Origin of the sequence: Marinobacter xestospongiae (assembly GCF_023156385.1) — a bacterium.
GTDB classification, from domain to species: Bacteria; Pseudomonadota; Gammaproteobacteria; order Pseudomonadales; family Oleiphilaceae; genus Marinobacter; species Marinobacter xestospongiae.
Window position 1 is genome coordinate 26,206 of sequence record NZ_JAKZAK010000023.1, and the last position, 16,335, is coordinate 42,540.

General features: G+C 58.9%; 17 protein-coding genes. 9 read left to right on the forward strand and 8 right to left on the reverse strand.

The annotated features are described in order from the left end of the window. The first annotated feature begins 119 nt into the window (after nucleotides 1-119). From MLD24_RS16255 to MLD24_RS16265, 3 genes are all read left to right on the forward strand, one after another. A complete protein-coding gene (locus MLD24_RS16255; protein ID WP_248168022.1) occupies nucleotides 120-1,703 on the forward strand; it encodes an aldehyde dehydrogenase family protein in 1,584 nt (527 codons plus the stop codon). Between the two features lie 234 nt (nucleotides 1,704-1,937). Next, on the forward strand, nucleotides 1,938-2,903 hold the full coding sequence (locus MLD24_RS16260) for an ABC transporter substrate-binding protein (RefSeq protein ID WP_227174627.1): 966 nt from the start codon (nucleotides 1,938-1,940) through the stop codon (nucleotides 2,901-2,903). A gap of 104 nt (nucleotides 2,904-3,007) precedes the next feature. Further along, nucleotides 3,008-3,958 (forward strand): adenosine deaminase, encoded by a 951-nt coding sequence (locus tag MLD24_RS16265; protein ID WP_248168024.1) that lies wholly within the window; start codon nucleotides 3,008-3,010, stop codon nucleotides 3,956-3,958. A gap of 9 nt (nucleotides 3,959-3,967) precedes the next feature. On the opposite strand, the gene MLD24_RS16270 is transcribed toward MLD24_RS16265, so the two are convergent. The 5 genes from MLD24_RS16270 to MLD24_RS16290 all read right to left on the reverse strand — a co-directional run bounded on the left by MLD24_RS16270 (nucleotide 3,968) and on the right by MLD24_RS16290 (nucleotide 6,734). Continuing rightward, nucleotides 3,968-4,234, reverse strand: a complete 267-nt coding sequence (locus tag MLD24_RS16270) for a hypothetical protein (protein WP_227174630.1) — start codon at nucleotides 4,232-4,234, stop codon at nucleotides 3,968-3,970. 11 nt (nucleotides 4,235-4,245) lie between these two features. Further along, nucleotides 4,246-5,436 (reverse strand): RtcB family protein, encoded by a 1,191-nt coding sequence (locus tag MLD24_RS16275; protein WP_248168025.1) that lies wholly within the window; start codon nucleotides 5,434-5,436, stop codon nucleotides 4,246-4,248. A 330-nt stretch (nucleotides 5,437-5,766) separates the two neighbouring features. Continuing rightward, entirely contained in the window at nucleotides 5,767-5,943 is a 177-nt protein-coding gene (locus tag MLD24_RS16280; RefSeq protein ID WP_227174634.1) for a DUF1328 domain-containing protein, read from the reverse strand. A 264-nt stretch (nucleotides 5,944-6,207) separates the two neighbouring features. After that, nucleotides 6,208-6,498 (reverse strand): hypothetical protein, encoded by a 291-nt coding sequence (locus tag MLD24_RS16285; protein WP_248168027.1) that lies wholly within the window; start codon nucleotides 6,496-6,498, stop codon nucleotides 6,208-6,210. Nucleotides 6,499-6,548: 50 nt separating this feature from the next. Continuing rightward, nucleotides 6,549-6,734 (reverse strand): hypothetical protein, encoded by a 186-nt coding sequence (locus MLD24_RS16290; protein ID WP_227174638.1) that lies wholly within the window; start codon nucleotides 6,732-6,734, stop codon nucleotides 6,549-6,551. Nucleotides 6,735-6,866: 132 nt separating this feature from the next. On the opposite strand from MLD24_RS16290, the gene MLD24_RS16295 reads away from it, so the two are divergent. From MLD24_RS16295 to MLD24_RS16320, 6 genes are all read left to right on the forward strand, one after another. Continuing rightward, entirely contained in the window at nucleotides 6,867-7,118 is a 252-nt protein-coding gene (locus MLD24_RS16295) for a hypothetical protein (RefSeq protein ID WP_248168029.1), read from the forward strand. After that, entirely contained in the window at nucleotides 7,118-7,666 is a 549-nt protein-coding gene (locus MLD24_RS16300; RefSeq protein ID WP_248168031.1) for a substrate-binding periplasmic protein, read from the forward strand. The genes MLD24_RS16295 and MLD24_RS16300 overlap by 1 nt, the downstream gene beginning before the upstream one ends. A gap of 61 nt (nucleotides 7,667-7,727) precedes the next feature. Then, on the forward strand, nucleotides 7,728-9,374 hold the full coding sequence (locus MLD24_RS16305; RefSeq protein ID WP_248168033.1) for a Na/Pi cotransporter family protein: 1,647 nt from the start codon (nucleotides 7,728-7,730) through the stop codon (nucleotides 9,372-9,374). A 249-nt stretch (nucleotides 9,375-9,623) separates the two neighbouring features. Then, the gene (locus MLD24_RS16310; protein ID WP_248168035.1) at nucleotides 9,624-10,637 is read left to right on the forward strand and encodes a DctP family TRAP transporter solute-binding subunit; all 1,014 of its coding nucleotides are present in this window, start codon (nucleotides 9,624-9,626) and stop codon (nucleotides 10,635-10,637) included. Nucleotides 10,638-10,697: 60 nt separating this feature from the next. After that, the gene (locus MLD24_RS16315; protein WP_227174645.1) at nucleotides 10,698-11,192 is read left to right on the forward strand and encodes a TRAP transporter small permease; all 495 of its coding nucleotides are present in this window, start codon (nucleotides 10,698-10,700) and stop codon (nucleotides 11,190-11,192) included. Next, a complete protein-coding gene (locus tag MLD24_RS16320; protein WP_227174647.1) occupies nucleotides 11,182-12,486 on the forward strand; it encodes a TRAP transporter large permease in 1,305 nt (434 codons plus the stop codon). The genes MLD24_RS16315 and MLD24_RS16320 overlap by 11 nt, the downstream gene beginning before the upstream one ends. A 140-nt stretch (nucleotides 12,487-12,626) precedes the next feature. Here the strand turns inward: MLD24_RS16320 and MLD24_RS16325 are convergent, their stop codons facing one another. The 3 genes from MLD24_RS16325 to MLD24_RS16335 form a co-directional block, all read right to left on the reverse strand. Further along, entirely contained in the window at nucleotides 12,627-13,295 is a 669-nt protein-coding gene (locus MLD24_RS16325) for a glutathione S-transferase family protein (protein ID WP_248168037.1), read from the reverse strand. A gap of 10 nt (nucleotides 13,296-13,305) precedes the next feature. Beyond that, nucleotides 13,306-14,268 (reverse strand): DUF6635 family protein, encoded by a 963-nt coding sequence (locus MLD24_RS16330; protein WP_248168039.1) that lies wholly within the window; start codon nucleotides 14,266-14,268, stop codon nucleotides 13,306-13,308. A 254-nt stretch (nucleotides 14,269-14,522) separates the two neighbouring features. Further along, nucleotides 14,523-16,262 carry a beta-propeller fold lactonase family protein gene (locus MLD24_RS16335; RefSeq protein ID WP_248168040.1) on the reverse strand — a complete coding sequence of 580 codons (1,740 nt, stop codon included), beginning with the start codon at nucleotides 16,260-16,262 and terminating at the stop codon, nucleotides 14,523-14,525. Nucleotides 16,263-16,335 lie beyond the last annotated feature (73 nt).

Below are 16,335 nucleotides of genomic sequence, written 5' to 3' on the forward strand. Positions count from 1 at the left end.
CACTGGGGATGGCGGCGGCGTTTTCCGGTTTCTGATGCCAATGGTTGGCTCTGCCAACGGTCGTATTCTGGTTCGCAGAACGATCACCAGCAGATCCATTGCCAACCAGGAATCTGACCATGAGTAACGTAGCCGCCTTTCCTCAGAATGCAGAAACCCACGCGTTGAACCCAGCGACTGGCGAGACGCTGGATTCCGTGGCGAATACCCCGGAGAAGGACATCCCCGGGATCTTCCAGCAGGCCCGCCAGGCCCAGAGCATCTGGGCTGCGAAATCATTCTCTGAGCGCCGCAAACACATTTTCAAGATGCGTGATTACATCCGTGACAACGCGGATGAGCTGGCGCGCATTGTCAGTGACGGCAACGGCAAGACCCGGCTGGATGCGCTCGCCACCGAGGTGCTGCCATGTCTGCTCGCCTGTAACTGGTATGGCAACAACGCAGCCAAGGTGCTCAAGCCCGAGAGCCGTGAGCCGACCAGTCTGTTGTGGCTCGGCAAGCGCTCCGAAGTGCGCTATGAGCCGCTGGGGGTTGTGGGCATCATCAGTCCCTGGAACTACCCGTTATCAATTCCGTTTGGCGAGATTGTCATGGGTCTGATGGCCGGCAATGCCATCATCCTGAAAGTGGCAGCGGTGACGCCGCTGGTTGGTAAGGCCATTGAAGGCATTGTGGCCGCCGGCGGCCTGCCAGAGGGGCTGTTCAGCCACATCATCGGCTCCGGTGGGCAAGTCTCCACGGCGATGTTCAAGCATGGCATTGACAAACTGTTCTTTACCGGTTCGGTACCTGCCGGTAAGACGTTGATGGCGCAAGCCGCAGAGACTCTGACGCCGGTGTCTCTCGAACTGGGCGGCAAGGACCCGATGATTGTGCTCGACGATGCCGATCTGGAGCGGGCGGCCAATGGTGCGGCCTGGGCCGGGTATCAGAACGCGGGACAGTCCTGTGGCGGGGTGGAGCGTATCTACGTCCACGAATCGGTGTATACCAGGTTTGTGGATCTGCTGGCAGAGAAAACACGGGCGTTGCGTCATGGGGTTCCCGGCGACCACTGCGGGGTGGATCTGGGTTCCATGACCACGCCCAAGCAGCGTGAGACGGTGGCCAAACAGTTGGCGGAAGCGATCGCCGATGGTGCTAGGATTGTGGCCCAGTCCGAGCCGGTCGGCAGCCAGGACGGACACTTTCACCCTGCGACACTGGTCACCGATGTGCACCATGACATGACGCTGATGCGCGAGGAGACGTTCGGGCCGATCATCCCGGTCATGTCGTTCAAGACCGAAGACGAAGCCGTTGCGCTGGCAAACGACTGCACCATGGCCCTGACGGCGTCCATCTGGACTCGCGACACCGGGCGAGGCAAGGCGTTGGCCAATCGCGTCAAAGGGGGTGTTGTTGCCATCAATGACCACCTCTATACCCATGGGATGTCTGATTTGCCCTGGGGTGGCCCCGGGGAATCCGGCATCGGTCGTACCCACGGCCCGGAAGGGCTGATGGAAATGAGCAAAGCCAAGGTGGTGAACTGGGACTGGCTGCGGGCGAAACGAAACCTGTGGTGGTATCCCCAGGACCGCCAAAGCTACGACGCCCTGCGCAACGCCATGCACATGGAGGCCCCAACATCTCCGGTTGATTTCATTCGGGCAGCTGGGAAGGTGGTTCCCACGATGATCCGAAAGATGTACTTCTGAAGCCTGCAAGCCGGCGGCAGGCCACGACCTGCCGCCGGCCCCGAGCGCGAACACACCGCTTACCTGTCCTGAGATCCAGACACCGGCTGTCTGGATAACCGTACATTCAAGCCTTTACCCCCTCTCAAAACTGTCCGCCATAGCGCTCAACAGTTTATAAATCAATGCCTTGTGGATGTGGTGTGTTATTTGTATGGCTACCTGCCCCATACCAATAACAACAAGGACCCAGGCATGCGTTTCCTGTTACTTGCTTTGCTGCTCGTGAGCCCCCTGTGCTTTGCCAAGACCGTGGTTGTGATTGAGAGCTACCACGACGCCTATCAGTGGGATGCCGATTACATCGCTGCGATCCAGTCGGAGCTGGGCGAAAGCCATGAGATTCATGTCCTGGCTTTGGACACCAAACGATTGCCCAAGTCCGAATGGCCCCAGCAGGCGGCGAGCGTGCAGGAGCGGGTTGCAGCACTGCAGCCAGACCTGGCGATTCTGGGGGATGACAATGCCTTTTCGCTGATGGCCGGGTATCTGGTGCGCCGGCAGATTCCGGTGGTGTTTCTTGGCGTCAATGGCGGCCCCAATCAGCATCCTGAGTTGGCGCACCCTCTGGTGACCGGCATTCTGGAGCGTCCTTTCTTTGCCGAGAACGTCCGTCACCTGCGCAAGGTGCTTGGCCAGAGCGACCGGTTTCTGATCCTGATGGACGATTCTCCCACCATGCGCAATGCGGTGACGGAGTACTTCGGCGAGGAACGTGAATCGTCTCTGTATGGGGCGAGCCTGGATATTGTACTCACCAACGACCGGGACACCTGGCTGCAGAACGTGTTTACCGCCCATGAGCACTACGACGCCATCATCGTTGGCACCCATCACACCATTCGGGACCAGGCGGATCGCTACGTGCCGCCTGCCGAGCTGATGAGCCGGGCGTTTGCCTATGCCCAGGTACCGATCTTCTCGTTCTGGGACATCTTCATTGGCAAGCAGCAGAGCGTCGGTGGGTTCACCGTGTCTGCCCATCAGGAAGGGATCACGGCTGCCCGGCTGGCATCGCTGATTCTGAGTGGCGTTGCCCCTGACCGTATTCCACAGATGCGCTCCCTCAGCGGGCACTATGTCTACAGCCGCAGTGGTATGGCGCACTGGAATCTGGAACTGTCGTCACTGATTTCCAGCCAATCGAGCTTTGTCGAGTAGCCAGAGGCGTCCTGGCCCTGGCGAGCAGGCGGGCGAAAGTTGCCAGCTCCACGACTCTCTAGGATGATTTGTAGATTGACGATACAACGACCCCGGAGACTGTGATGAACGACGCCTGGCTGAACGCCCTGCCCAAAGCCGAGCTGCACCTGCATCTGGAAGGCGCTCTGGAGCCCGAACTGATGTTTGCGCTGGCCCGGCGTAATGGCATTGAGCTGCCATGGAAGGACGTGGACGCCCTGCGACAGGCGTATTCCTTCAACAACCTGCAGGAATTCCTGGATCTGTACTACCAGGGCGCCAATGTGCTTCGCACGGAGCAGGATTTCTACGATCTCACCTGGGCCTACCTGCAGCGGTGCCAGGCCCAGGGAGTGGTGCACGTTGAGCCTTTCTTTGATCCCCAGACCCATACCGGCCGGGGCATTCCCTTTGAGGTGGCCATCAACGGCATCAGCGGCGCGTTGCGTGACGGTCGTGAGCAACTTGGTATCAGCGGAGGGTTGATTCTCAGCTTCCTGCGGCATCTGTCGGAAGACGATGCCTTTCGAACGCTGGAGCAGGCCATGCCGTTCCGGGATCAGTTTTTTGCGGTGGGGCTGGACAGCTCAGAGCAGGGGCATCCCCCCAGTAAATTTGAGCGGGTGTTTGCCAAGGCGCGAGCCGAGGGCTTGCTGGCGGTGGCTCACGCCGGCGAAGAAGGGCCACCGGAGTATATCTGGCAGGCGCTGGATCTGCTCAAGGTGAACCGGATTGACCACGGTGTGCGTGCCGCGGAAGACCCGAAGCTGATTGACCGGCTGGTGGACGAGCAGATGCCGCTGACGGTTTGCCCATTGTCGAACATCAAGTTGTGTGTGTTTCCGGACATGGCCCACCACAACATCCTGGAACTGCTGGATCGTGGTCTCAATGTGTCGGTGAACTCGGACGACCCGTCCTATTTCGGTGGGTATGTGCTGGAGAACTTTCAGGCCCTGCGGGAGGAATTGGGGATGACGGAGGTGCAGGCTCGCCGGCTGGCCCAAAACAGCCTGGACGCCCGCCTGGTGTAAGGCGAGAGCTTAAGGTTTCGGCGCCGTCGGCTGGCGGTGTGCAGTGACAATAAAATGTGCAGTGACCATAAAAAAAGAAGGGCTCTGGGGCCCTTCGTGATTGTCGGTTGAGTCGGGTTCTGACACCTCATCCTGCCAGTCCTCGAATTCGTCCAGTGCCTGGCGCCAGTCCAGACGGGGACGTTGGCTGAGTTTCGCCTCCTGATGGACGCCGCCCTTGCGCATCAACGGGTCGCAGGCGGCCCAGTTGTGCATGGGTTTTGGTGCTTTTGCCATAACGTGTCTCCTTATCCTTTTACGCACACAACCTGTTTCAGGGTGTGCACCACTTCGACCAGATCGCTCTGGTTTGCCATCACTTCATCAATGTCTTTGTAAGCGCCCGGAATTTCGTCCAGCACTCCCTTGTCCTTACGGCATTCCACGCCCAGGGTCTGGGCCTCCATGTCGGCGCGGTTGAACTGCCGCTTGGCCTGGGTGCGGCTCATAGTGCGTCCGGCACCGTGGGAACACGAGCAGAACGACTCGGCGTTACCCTTGCCACGGACAATGAACGACTTGGCGCCCATGCTGCCGGGGATGATGCCCAACTGGTCCTCGGCAGCCGCAATGGCGCCCTTGCGGGTCAGGAACACCTGTTCGCCAAAGTGGGTCTCCCGGGCCACATAGTTGTGGTGGCAGTTGATGGCCTCTTTGCTCACCTGGAACTCCGGCAGGTGAGGGCGGATGGCGTTGACCACCAGACGCATCATCTCGCGACGATTGACCAGGGCGTATTCCTGGGCCCATTCCACCGCCTGCACATAGTCGTCAAAGTGATCGGCCCCCTCCGAGAAGTAGGCCAGGTCCTTGTCCGGCAGGTGCAACTGGTGGCGCTGGGCATCTTTCTTCGCCAGGCTGATGAAGTAACGCCCAATAACATTGCCAATGCCACGGCTGCCGGAGTGCAGCATGATCCACACATCCTGGCTCTCATCGATACACAGTTCGATGAAGTGGTTGCCGCCACCCAGGGTGCCAAGCTGCTTTGCCCAGGTATGGGGTTTCTGCATTTTCAGCAGCCCCGGGTGTTTGCCCAGAATGTCATCGAGCTCTGCGTCCAGCTGCGCGACGGACTTGCGCTGGATGCTGGGCCGGCTGTGCATATTGAAGCCCACCGGTACCGTGGCCTCGATGGCGCTGCGGATCTTACGCAGGCTCTCCGGGAGTTGGCTCGCTTTGAGCGTCAGCCGTACCGCATTCATACCACAACCGATGTCGACGCCGACAGCGGCGGGGATAATGGCGCCGAGGGTGGGGATCACCGACCCCACGGTGGCGCCGATACCCATATGGACATCCGGCATAGCGGCAATGTGGCTGTGCACAATGGGTAGCTGGGCGATGTTGGCCAGTTGATTGAGGGCGCCGTGCTCCACCTGGTTGGTGTAGATCTTGACGGGCACCCGGCCTTTATTGATGGTTCTCCGAATCGGCATAACAAATCCTTTTTATGGGACCTCGAACGGGTGTCGAGGTTCCCAAATGCTGTCTGCCGACGCACCGCCCATACGAAAAAACCCTGGTGAACAGGGTCCACCAGGGTTTCTATGCGTTATGCATACCACTGCGCCGGAAGACCTTTATGCCTTCCAGCCGACTAGGAGGAAGGCAGTATCAGTTACTGGATACCTGCTTGAGTTGTGACATGTGTTTTCCTCCTGTTGCGTAGCGCCCCGCGACAATGTCGCAAGGCTTGGGTGAATTCTTGGTGGGCAAGCATACGCCGGTTGTTTGGGTTTGCCAATATGCCTCGCCGCCAAATCCTTCTAAAGTTTAGGCCCCCGGCCACGGAGCACATTGACCACAACCGATACAACCATCAGGATCAGGAAAATAAAAAATAGAATCTTCGCAAACCCGGCCGCGGTGCCGGCAATGCCGCCAAAACCGAGAACGCCTGCAATAATAGCGATGACCAAACAGACAATAGCCCAATAGAGCATTTCCTATCCTCCTATTAACTGTGTCGGTATAACCGTGGCAGTAGGGCCAGTTATGTGCAACGGTTTGCTGTATCTGTGACGGGATGGTAACGGGGCGTTCATTACCTTCCGGTTCCATTTCTTATTCGCGTATATGGTTCCGTGTGCCTGGATGAGTTTCTGATGTCATGACGTTAAAGCGTGCTGCAAACCTAATCCTGGCAATGGCTATGCTGCTTTGTGCCTGGTTTCTGCTTTCGGGCACCAGTCCCAGGGCGCTTTGGTTCAATCTGTCGGGAAGTACGGCCGCAAGAGAAGCGGCGCTGGATGACCGCTATGGCCTGCAGGTTCACTATGAAAAGGGCACGCCGGCGTTACCTGCACTTTGGCAACTGCCGCCAGTGTCAGGCACGGCCGTTCCGGCTGATGCCAAGTGTGTGGCTGCGCCATCACCTGTTCATAGTGTTGCAGTTCGTGGGCGAACCTTGCGTTGGCCTGTCCTTGGGTGTCTGCGCCAATGGCCGAACAGGCCGACAGCAACAGCAGTGTTGCGACACCGAGGCTGCTTCCTTTCATGCTGGATTCCTTGTGGCCCCGGTGTCATTAACACCTTAAACAGAAGCCGCTCAGTGGCGCGGGTTGCGGTTGCCTGAGGTGGGCTCGTTGTCAGAGGCATTGTCGTCCGATGTGAGGTAGAAGTCCTTCTCTTCCACGGTTTTCACATCCGGGTCCTCAATGCTGTTGCGTCGACGACCCTGGCTCAGCCAGTAGGCAACCACGGCAATGACGATGGCCAGTACGATCCACTTCATGCGCCTATCCTCCGCAAGGTGATGGTCTATCTATTCAGGCACTCGATGGGGCCATCCGTCAATATTGCCGTCGCAGATTTCTCGACATCTATACTGATGGTCATGAACCCCTGACCGTGGAGGTCCCGGATCGTGTTTTTTCGCCAGCAATCCCGTGTCGGCCGGAGTTTGGGCGGCTTTATTGCCTGCCTGTTGTTCTGCCTGCCGGTTCAGTCGGAAAACCTGGTGATCGCCACCGGGGAGTGGCCGCCTTATGTCTCAGCGCATCTGAAACACCAGGGTGTGACGGCGCACATTGTGCGGGAGGCGTTTGCAGCGGTGGGTGACACCGTGGAGTTCCAGTTCTTTCCCTGGTCGCGGACCATGCTGATGTCTGATGTCTGATGTCTGAAGTCGGGGAGGTGGCGGCAAGTTTTCCCTGGAGCTACCAGCCTGACCGGGCGCAAGAGCATCTGTACAGCGACGCCATTGGAGAGTACGGCTACGTTTTTTTCCACCTGAAAACGTCCCACTTTGACTGGCGTCAACTGGACGACCTGAGGGGGCTGACGATTGGTGGTACCAACAGTTACAACTATGGCGAGGCATTCGTGTCGGGCGGGGAGCAAGGGCTTTTCCGGCTCGAGTGGGTCAGCTCCGACAAGCTGAACTGGCACAAACTGCTGGCGGGCAGGATCGACCTGTTTCCATCGGACATTGAGGCGGGGTACGCCGAGCTGCGCAAGCTGTTTCCGGCAGAGACGGTCAACCAGGTGACTCACCACCCCCATCCCCTGAAACCGCTGACCACCATGCACCTGCTGTTTCCCCGGCAGGTCCCGGAAAGTGCAGACCGTCTCGCCCGATTCAACGAGGGGCTGCGACTGCTCCGGGAGGATGGGCGAATGGACCAGTACCTGCAGCGGTCCCGCCAGGGGGGCTATCAGAACTGAACCGCGGGATTGCGGGCAACTTGATGGCCCGAAGGCCACCCCTCAAGAGGAATCAGGACGTATGGCATTGGAAATGCTCGGCGCTATGATCGGTGGCCTGGGGCTGTTTCTGCTTGCGGTCGGAATGATCACCGACGGTTTGCGTATGACAGCCGGCGACGCTTTGCGGGATCTGCTGGGACGCTGGACGAAAACGCCGCTTCGTGGCATTGCATCCGGGGCCCTGATCACGGGCATCGTGCAGTCCTCCAGTGCGGTTACCGTGGCCACCATTGGCTTCGTCAATGCCAACCTGCTGACCATGCATCAGGCCCTGGGGGTGGTGTTCGGAGCCAACATCGGCACCACCATGACCGGTTGGCTGGTGGCCGCGGTGGGATTCAATATCAAGGTAGAAGCCTTCGCGTTACCGATGATCGGTATCGGTATGATCCTGCGTCTGACCGGCGCCGGCAGTCGGCGCGCGGCAATTGGCGGCGCCTTGGCCGGTTTTGGTCTGTTCTTCATCGGTATCGATGTGTTGCGTGGGGCCTTCGAGGGGCTTGCCCAGGGTGTGGAACTGGCTGCACTGGCGTCGGAATCGCTGCCGGGGCTGATGATGTTTGTGGGTGTTGGCGCCTTCATGACCTTGATGACCCAGTCCTCCAGCGCGGCCATTGCGATCACCCTGACCGCCGCCACCGGTGGCGTGATCGGGCTGCCGGCCGCTGCAGCCATGGTGATAGGCGCGAACGTTGGCACCACCTCTACCGCGGTGTTTGCCGCCATTGGTGCAACGGCGAACGCCAGGCGCGTTGCAACCGCCCACGTGATCTTCAATCTGGCAACGGGCGTGGTTGCCCTGATGCTTCTGCCGGTGCTGCTGTGGCTGGTGCGGCAAGCCGGGGATGCGCTGGCCCTGGAGGCGGTGCCAGCGGTGATCCTGGCGTTGTTCCATACCCTGTTTAATGTGCTCGGGGTGCTGTTAATGTGGCCTTTCACGGGGCGCCTTGCCGGGTTACTGGAGCGCCGCTTTGTGACGCCAGCCGAGGATCTGTCCAGGCCTCAGTACCTCGACCGGACCACCAGTTCGACACCGCTGTTGGCACAGGATGCCATGCGTCTGGAGTTGCGCCGGGTGCTCGGGATGAATCGGGAGCTCGCTCTGGCGGCCTTGCAGCCTCCGGTGGATGCGCGCCAGTTTGAAGGTCGCCAGCAGGCGGTCATGTTGTTGTGTGACCGGATTGATGCCTCGGTGGCGCATCTGGAGCGCTCGGGGTTATCCGCCGATGAGTCCGCGGCGCTTCCTGTTGTGCTCCGCCTGGTTCGGCGTATGCGGGAGATCGCCTATGAGGCCAGTCAACTGGTGAAGCAGGGGTTGGATTGTCCCCAGGCCCGGCCCCTGGTCAGTGAAACCATCACCGTACTGAAAGCTTGGCAGCCACAAGACGACCTCTATTCATCGACGCTTAGCGATCAGTTCCACGAACTTCATCATCGGTACGAGCGGGCCCGAAAGGACGTGCTCAAGGCCACCGCGACCGGGCTGTTCCAGCCAGTTCAGGCCAATGCATTGCTGGATCAGCTGCGGGCTTTGGGGCGGTTGAACAGCCAACTGGCAAAAGCCGGTCGGCAATTGCAAAAGCAGCTTCGTGATGAGGAAACAGTGACGGAGTCACCACACCTGCCCTCTGGCGCCCTGGTTGGGAACCCCGGAACGACACAGTAGATCAATGAATCTACCAGGCGGGACACAAGCCAAACGGGGCACTTGTCTTTGCAAAGCTGTCCGCTTTTTTGGCGGATTTTCACCGGGAAATGAATGGGTAGCGGAGCCATGCGATATTCTCATGATTGAGAATTCAGCGGATCCGGCCTCTATTGCCTCCCCATAACTCCATTCCTATAATCGCCTGTCGGCCCATTGGCAGTTTGCCTCCCGCTGGTCCGCACCACTCCAATAAAAAGGAAAAACACTATGTCGAGACGTCATGCATTTCTGACTGCCATTGCGACGGGTATGTTCCTGTTCAGCGCCGTATCCCATGCCCAGTACAAGGACGAATACACCGTTTCGACGGTTCTGCCATCTGCCTTTCCCTGGGGCCAGGCTGCTGATAAATGGGTGGAGCTGGTAAATGAGCGCTCGGAAGGGCGCATCAACATGAAGATCTACAGCAACTCCCAATTGGTCTCTGGTGACCAGACCAAGGAGTTTTCCGCCATGCGTTCCGGGCTGATTGATATGGCGGTCGGGTCCACCATCAACTGGTCGCCGCAGGTGCCCGAACTGAACCTGTTTTCACTGCCATTCCTGATGCCGGATTACGCGGCCATTGATGCCATCACCCAGGGGGAAGCCGGCGAGGCGATCTTTGCCGCGATCAAAAAACGGGGAGTGACGCCATTGGCCTGGGGTGAGAACGGTTTCCGCGAGCTCTCCAATTCCAGCCTGGCGATTGATGAGCCGGCGGACCTGGACGGTCTGAAAATTCGAGTGGTCGGCTCGCCGCTGTTTCAGGACACCTTTTCTGCCCTGGGCGCCAACCCGACCCAGATGAGCTGGGCCGATGCCAAACCGGCGTTGACCACCGGCGCCGTGGATGGTCAGGAGAATCCGCTGTCGGTATTCGATGTGGCGCGCATCGACCAGGTTGGCCAGACCCACCTGACCCGATGGCACTACATGGCGGACCCACTGGTGTTTGCGATCAGCAATCGGGTCTGGGACCAGTTCAGTCCGGAAGATCAGGCACTGCTGAAACAGGCGGCCATTGATGCCGGCCAGTGGGAGATCGAAAAGTCCCGCAGCGAGGTTGATGGCATTCTGGCCACCATCAAGGAACGGGGCGTGAACGTGACGGAACTGACGCCTCAGCAGCGGGACGCTTTTATTGAGGCTACCCACTCGGTGTATGAGAAGTGGACGCCGCGTATCGGTGAAGATCTGGTCCGGCAGGCCCAGGACGCGGTCAGCAATCGCAACCCGTAATACCGCGCGGCCCCTGCGCCCGCCGCTACTGGCGGGCGTTCTTCCTGACCCGGAGTCTCCATGTCGTCCCGTCCCCCCAAGTTCCGTCCTGATGCCTGGCTGGCCACCCTTGCCCTGGTCGCAATCTGTGGAATCAGCCTGGGCAATGTGATCGTTCGCTACGCAACGGATGCGTCGTTTGCCTTTACCGAAGAGTTCTCGGTGTTCTGTCTGGTTGTGCTGACCTTTGCGGGTGCGGCGGTTGCCGCGCGTCACAATCAGCACATCCGCATCGAGCTGATTGAGCACTACCTGCCATTGTGGGCACGTAAAGTGGTCTACGTGCTGCAATGGCTCGCCGGCCTGGTGGTCCTGGGGATCATGACCTGGTACGGCAGCACCTTCGCCCTGCAGGAATACCAGTGGGAGTCGCTGTCGCCTGGGCTGGGCCTGCCCAACTGGATCTATGTGGTCTGGCTGCCGCTGTTGTCGGTGGCCATCATGATCCGGATGACCCAGAGCCTAATTGATCGTCTGCGGGGTCGGGAAGCGCCGGAGGTGGTTCATGAGTCCTGATCTGTTGATGATTGGCAGCTTCCTGCTGGCATTGCTGTTGGGCGTGCCGGTGGCTGTGGCGTTGGGCGTTGGCGGCGTGGTCGGTATTATCGCCGGGCTGCCGCCAGCGATGTTGGGGACGTTCGGTACCAATACCTACAACAGCGTGGCGAAGTATCCGCTGATTGCGATTCCGCTGTTTATTCTCACCGGCCTGATCTTCGAGCGGGCGGGGGTGGCGGCCAGCCTGGTCCGCTTTGCCCAGGCCATTATTGGTCCCCGACACGGCGGTCTGACGGTGGTGGCCGTGCTGGTCTGTCTGATTATGGGGGGGATGAGCGGTTCTGGCCCTGCCGATGCGGCGGCGGTGGCGATGGTGATGCTGCCAAGCATGCGTAAGGCCGGCTATCCCCAGCCGTTCTCCGCATCGCTGATAGCGGCGTCATCGTCCACGGCGATTCTGATTCCACCGTCCATTGCCCTGATTCTGTATTCCATTGTGGTGCCCGGTGTGGATCTGCGTGCGCTGTTTGCGGCGGGGTTGTTCCCCGGCATCCTGGCGGGTGTGTCGCTGTTGGCACCGGCACTGTACTTTGCCAGAAAGTATCGCTGGGAAGACCCGGATACGGTCGAACGCCCACCGCTGTGGCCCAGCTTCAAGGCGGCACTGCCCGCGCTGTTTGCGCCGGTGATTATCCTGGGTGGCCTGCGTTCGGGGCTGTTCACACCCACCGAGGCGGCGGTGGTTGCGGTCACTTACGGCGTGCTTGTGGGTTGTCTGCTGTATCGCAACCTGGGCCTCAAGGACCTCTGGAACCTGATGACAGAGGCCGCCGTCACCTCTGGGGTGGTGATGTTCATCATCGCACTGGCCGGTATCTTCGCCTGGGCGGGAACCACCCTGGGTACCTTCGAGCATCTGGCCGATGGGTTGCTGTCACTGTCTGAGAACGGCTGGGTGCTGCTTGGGCTGGTGATGGTGCTGGTGCTACTGGCTGGCATGCTGCTGGATGCCATTTCGATCTACCTGATCCTGATCCCGATCGTGCTGCCGTTGATGAACCACTTCGGTTGGAACCCGATCTGGTTTGGTATCCTGCTGGCCATGAACATTGCCATTGGCCAGTTCACACCACCGGTTGCGGTTAACCTGATGGTGACGACGCGGATCGCCAACATCCGCCTGGAGCACACCATTGGCTGGGCGCTGGTGTTTATTGCCGCCATGGCCGTCAGCCTGGCGCTGGTCATGCTGATGCCGGGCATTGCGTTGTGGTTGCCTGAGCAACTGGGGTACGTGGTCGGACCGTGGTAACCAGCGGCGCCGTTTTGGGACTCTTGGCCGGTGTTGTCAGCGCTTGAGGTGGCGCTTTGGCCAGGAGCCCCAGAGCGACGCAGCGGGTCCGGGTCATCGAATGGACCGAGCGGGACATTGGGATGCTGCGGCTGACCGGATCAGGCGAAGTCGTACTCACCGCCCTGTTCCAGTGCTCGCTGGTAGGCGGGGCGCGCGTGTACCTGTTCGACCCAGGCGATGATATGGGGGCGATGCTGACCGACGATACCCTGGGCCACCGACGCTTCCAGTGGAAAGCTCATCTGGATGTCAGCCGCGCTGAGGTTGTCACCCAGAAACCAGGTGTTCTTCGCGAGGTGGGCCTCCACAAAGTCCAGGTGGGTCTTGATCATTGGGCCAATAAAGATGGCGTTGGTCTTGTCTGAAATACCCTTGGCCACAGGCTTGATAAAGAACGGCATCGGACTGGTTTTCACCTTTTCAAACACCAGGCGCATCACCAGCGGAGGCATCAGGGAACCTTCGGCGTAATGCAGCCAGTAGGTGTAATCCAGCCATTGTTGGCCTCCGGCTTGTGGCAGCAGGGTGTCCTTTCCATAGGTATGGGCCAGGTATTCGATGATGGCGCCGGACTCGGCTACCACCAGGTCGCCATCGGTGATCACCGGCGATTTCCCCAGCGGATGAATCTTCTTGAGGCTGTCGGGCGCCAGCATGGTCTTGGGATCACGCTGGTAGCGCTTTATCTCATACGGCACGCCCAGTTCTTCCAGCATCCAGAGAATGCGCTGCGAGCGGGAATTGTTGAGGTGGTGAACGGTAATCATGTAAAGCTCCCTAGATCAAACCCGATTTGATCATGTCAAAGGTGTCCAGAATTCTCGCCAGGTACTGGTCTTTGGGGCGAAAACTGCTTTGGGTGCTGAGCGCCAGGTCGCGCTCCAGGTGGTCCAGCAACTTGAGCAGGCGCCGCCGGTGTAAACCGATCGCCGCCTGTACCGGATCAGAGATCACGCCGGACAGGGCGGCAAACGCTGCCAGCGCGGTCATCACGGCGACCATCACGGCAGCGGTTGTGGCCAGTGACGGCTCCGGAGGGAATACGCTGTAGTACCAGTGGCCGATTGTTTCTCCGAGAAAAAAATCTCTGGCCGCCAGGAATTTTGCGACCATGGCGGCGACCACCACCCCGAGACCGATACCACCAGGGGTAAACTTCTGGAACGCAAAGGCCCCCAGCACAGTACAGGAAAGGCTGTTGGTGATGTCCGCCGACGCTGTCCGGGTCACCCGGTATTGGTGAAGGGCGTCGGTGATCAGCGGCGCCATCAAGCGGCAGAATTGTTGGTGATCGACGGGCTCGTGGCTATGGCGTGTGTAGACGGCTTCAAGAGCATCGATCAGGTAGTCTTCCAGTCTTTGACCTGGCTCGCCCAGAGCAAGCAGCTCCTGCTGGATCAGCATCGAGACGTGCGTTTGGACCCGGGTGGTAAACCCTGCCGGCACCTGGCCGGCCATCGTATGCAGCCATCGCAGACTGGCACGCTGGCGGGTCAGGAGTTTCACCAGACTGGCGATGGCGTACACGGGCGCCCACAACAGGTTGAGCGGCGCCCGCAACATGTCCCAGCCCCACGCCATCCGGTTGGTGGCGACGGCTCCCGGGTAATGGAAGTGGTGATCAATGAACGCCGGTACCCGCGCTCGACAGTCGGCAAAGTAGCGCTCAGTGCCCGTACGGATGGCCTGTGCTATTTCGGCTTCGGAGATTGTATGCTCGGCGGGAGGGACAGTACTCATGGCTGCATGATACATCGGACGTTTAGGGGGAGCGGAGAGGTTACACCGTCGGAGCAGGAATAGGGACTGCCGTTGGTCATGGTGACCAAAACAAAGTTGGCCGATGGGGAATGGTGAATACCGAGATGGGGAGGTAGCGGGCCCCTGCGAGGAGGGAAACTGACAACTTGGCCAGAAGTGTGACCGCTCGTAAGGAGGAGTTCGCCACACTATGTGACGAACTCCTCCTGTCGGGTGGCGTGGATGGTTAGGGCTCAGGTACGTGATCGAACCTGTCGTGGCCGGCGCAGGCATGCCAGTGCTGTCAGCATTGCCAGGAACCCAAGGCCGGAGCTACCGCCGCCGCCATCGCTGTCATCAGTGTTACCATTATCGTTATCGCCCGAGTTGTCAGCGGGTGTTCCGCCAACCTCTATGGCTATGGCGTTCTCGTTGTTGCTCTCGTCGGGGTCGATTTCGAACTGGGTAACCAAAGCCGCCAGAGTCACCTCGCCGGCCTCTTCTGGAGCGCGCAACGTCAATCGGATTTCTTCGGCTTCGCCATTCTGCAGTCGACCTACGTTACAGGTGACTCCCTGCGCTACTGCGGTGCATGTGGTCGTATTGCTGAACGGGTCAGCGCTCACGAACGTCAGAGACTCGCCGGTCTGAACGTGAACCTCAACGCCGTGGGCAGAGGCTCCGCCCAGGTTAATCAGATCAAGGTCAACGGCGAACTCTTCCGAGGGAGTCGCAGTACTTGCTGCAGATAGCGTCAGGTCCGTATCGGCGGAGAGCTCGAAGACTGACAATCCATACGGCGAAGGTACATGGGCGAAGCGCTCATCTGGTGTGATTTCAATCGTGGGCACCTGGGAGAGCGTTCTTCGGTTATCTTCCTCTTCAGCAGCAAGGAATGTCAGGCTGCCGTCTACGTCAGAAGTATTCCAGAGCTGGAAGGTACCTCCACAGTGGTCCACAAAATACAACAGGTGGTCGTTGGAACTGATGTTCAGGCTCGTGGGGCAAAAAAACTTCTCATCCGGATGGTTGTCGGGGATAGTCGCCGTATCCACGAACGACAGTGAGCCATCGTCAAGAACATCAAACTGCCAAAGTTCGGTGCCATCGCTGCTGAGAGTGCTGTCGTTGAAGGCATACAGGTAGTCGCCATCGTTACTGACCGCGAGTTCATCGATTCTTCTCAGGTCGGTTGTGCCAGCTGTTTTGGACGACACCTCTCCAACGTAGGTTAGTTTGCCGGTTGTTGCGTCCCGTGACATCGTTACAATTGCGCCAAAATGGTCAGAGCCAACGCTAACAAACAGTTGATTCTCGTCAGGCGAAAGGGCCATTGCCGGGACATCGAAGTATCGTTCTTCTGCGGTGAGTTCATTGTTGAACTGCACTTCTGACAGCAGGCCATTGGCTGTTCGCTTCAACACGGCGACAGACTTTGTCTGGTTGCTTGCAACGTATATGTACTGACCATCTTGGGATATCTGAGCATGTACTGGAGAAGTCAGGCCCTGGCCGTCATAGATCTGGCGCTCCGTCAGGTAGCCTGTGTCGAGATCACGCTCGTAAACGAACAGGGCACTACGAAAATTGTTTGACGAATCGCCTGGCTTTCCTGTCATACCCATCACGTATACATACTTTCCGTCCGGGGACATAATAACCTCGTCCTCGGGGCGGAGGCCTACGCCGGTTTCCTTATTGGCAATCAGGGAATCGACCAAATTCAGGGAGCCTGTCTCGATATCACGGGAAAAGACGTTGAGCGCATTATCGCAATAGGCAATAGAGTACACAAAACGCAGATCTGGGCTGGTTGCGCTGTTTTGGCTGCAGCGCATGGTATCAATGCCGTTTACGCCATCCTGAATCCACTGCATTTCCTTAAATGGTTCAGCGGCTGCTGGCATAGCTGAAAACGCGGCCATACCTAAGACACACAAGAGGTTGGCGCGATACCTCGATGATTTTTCCATTGGGATGTTAGAACCGGACATAAAATTGCTCCTTGTCGATTGCTTCCTTCACGTACAGACCTGCTTGCCGCGATACTCAAAGGGTTTGGTTTGG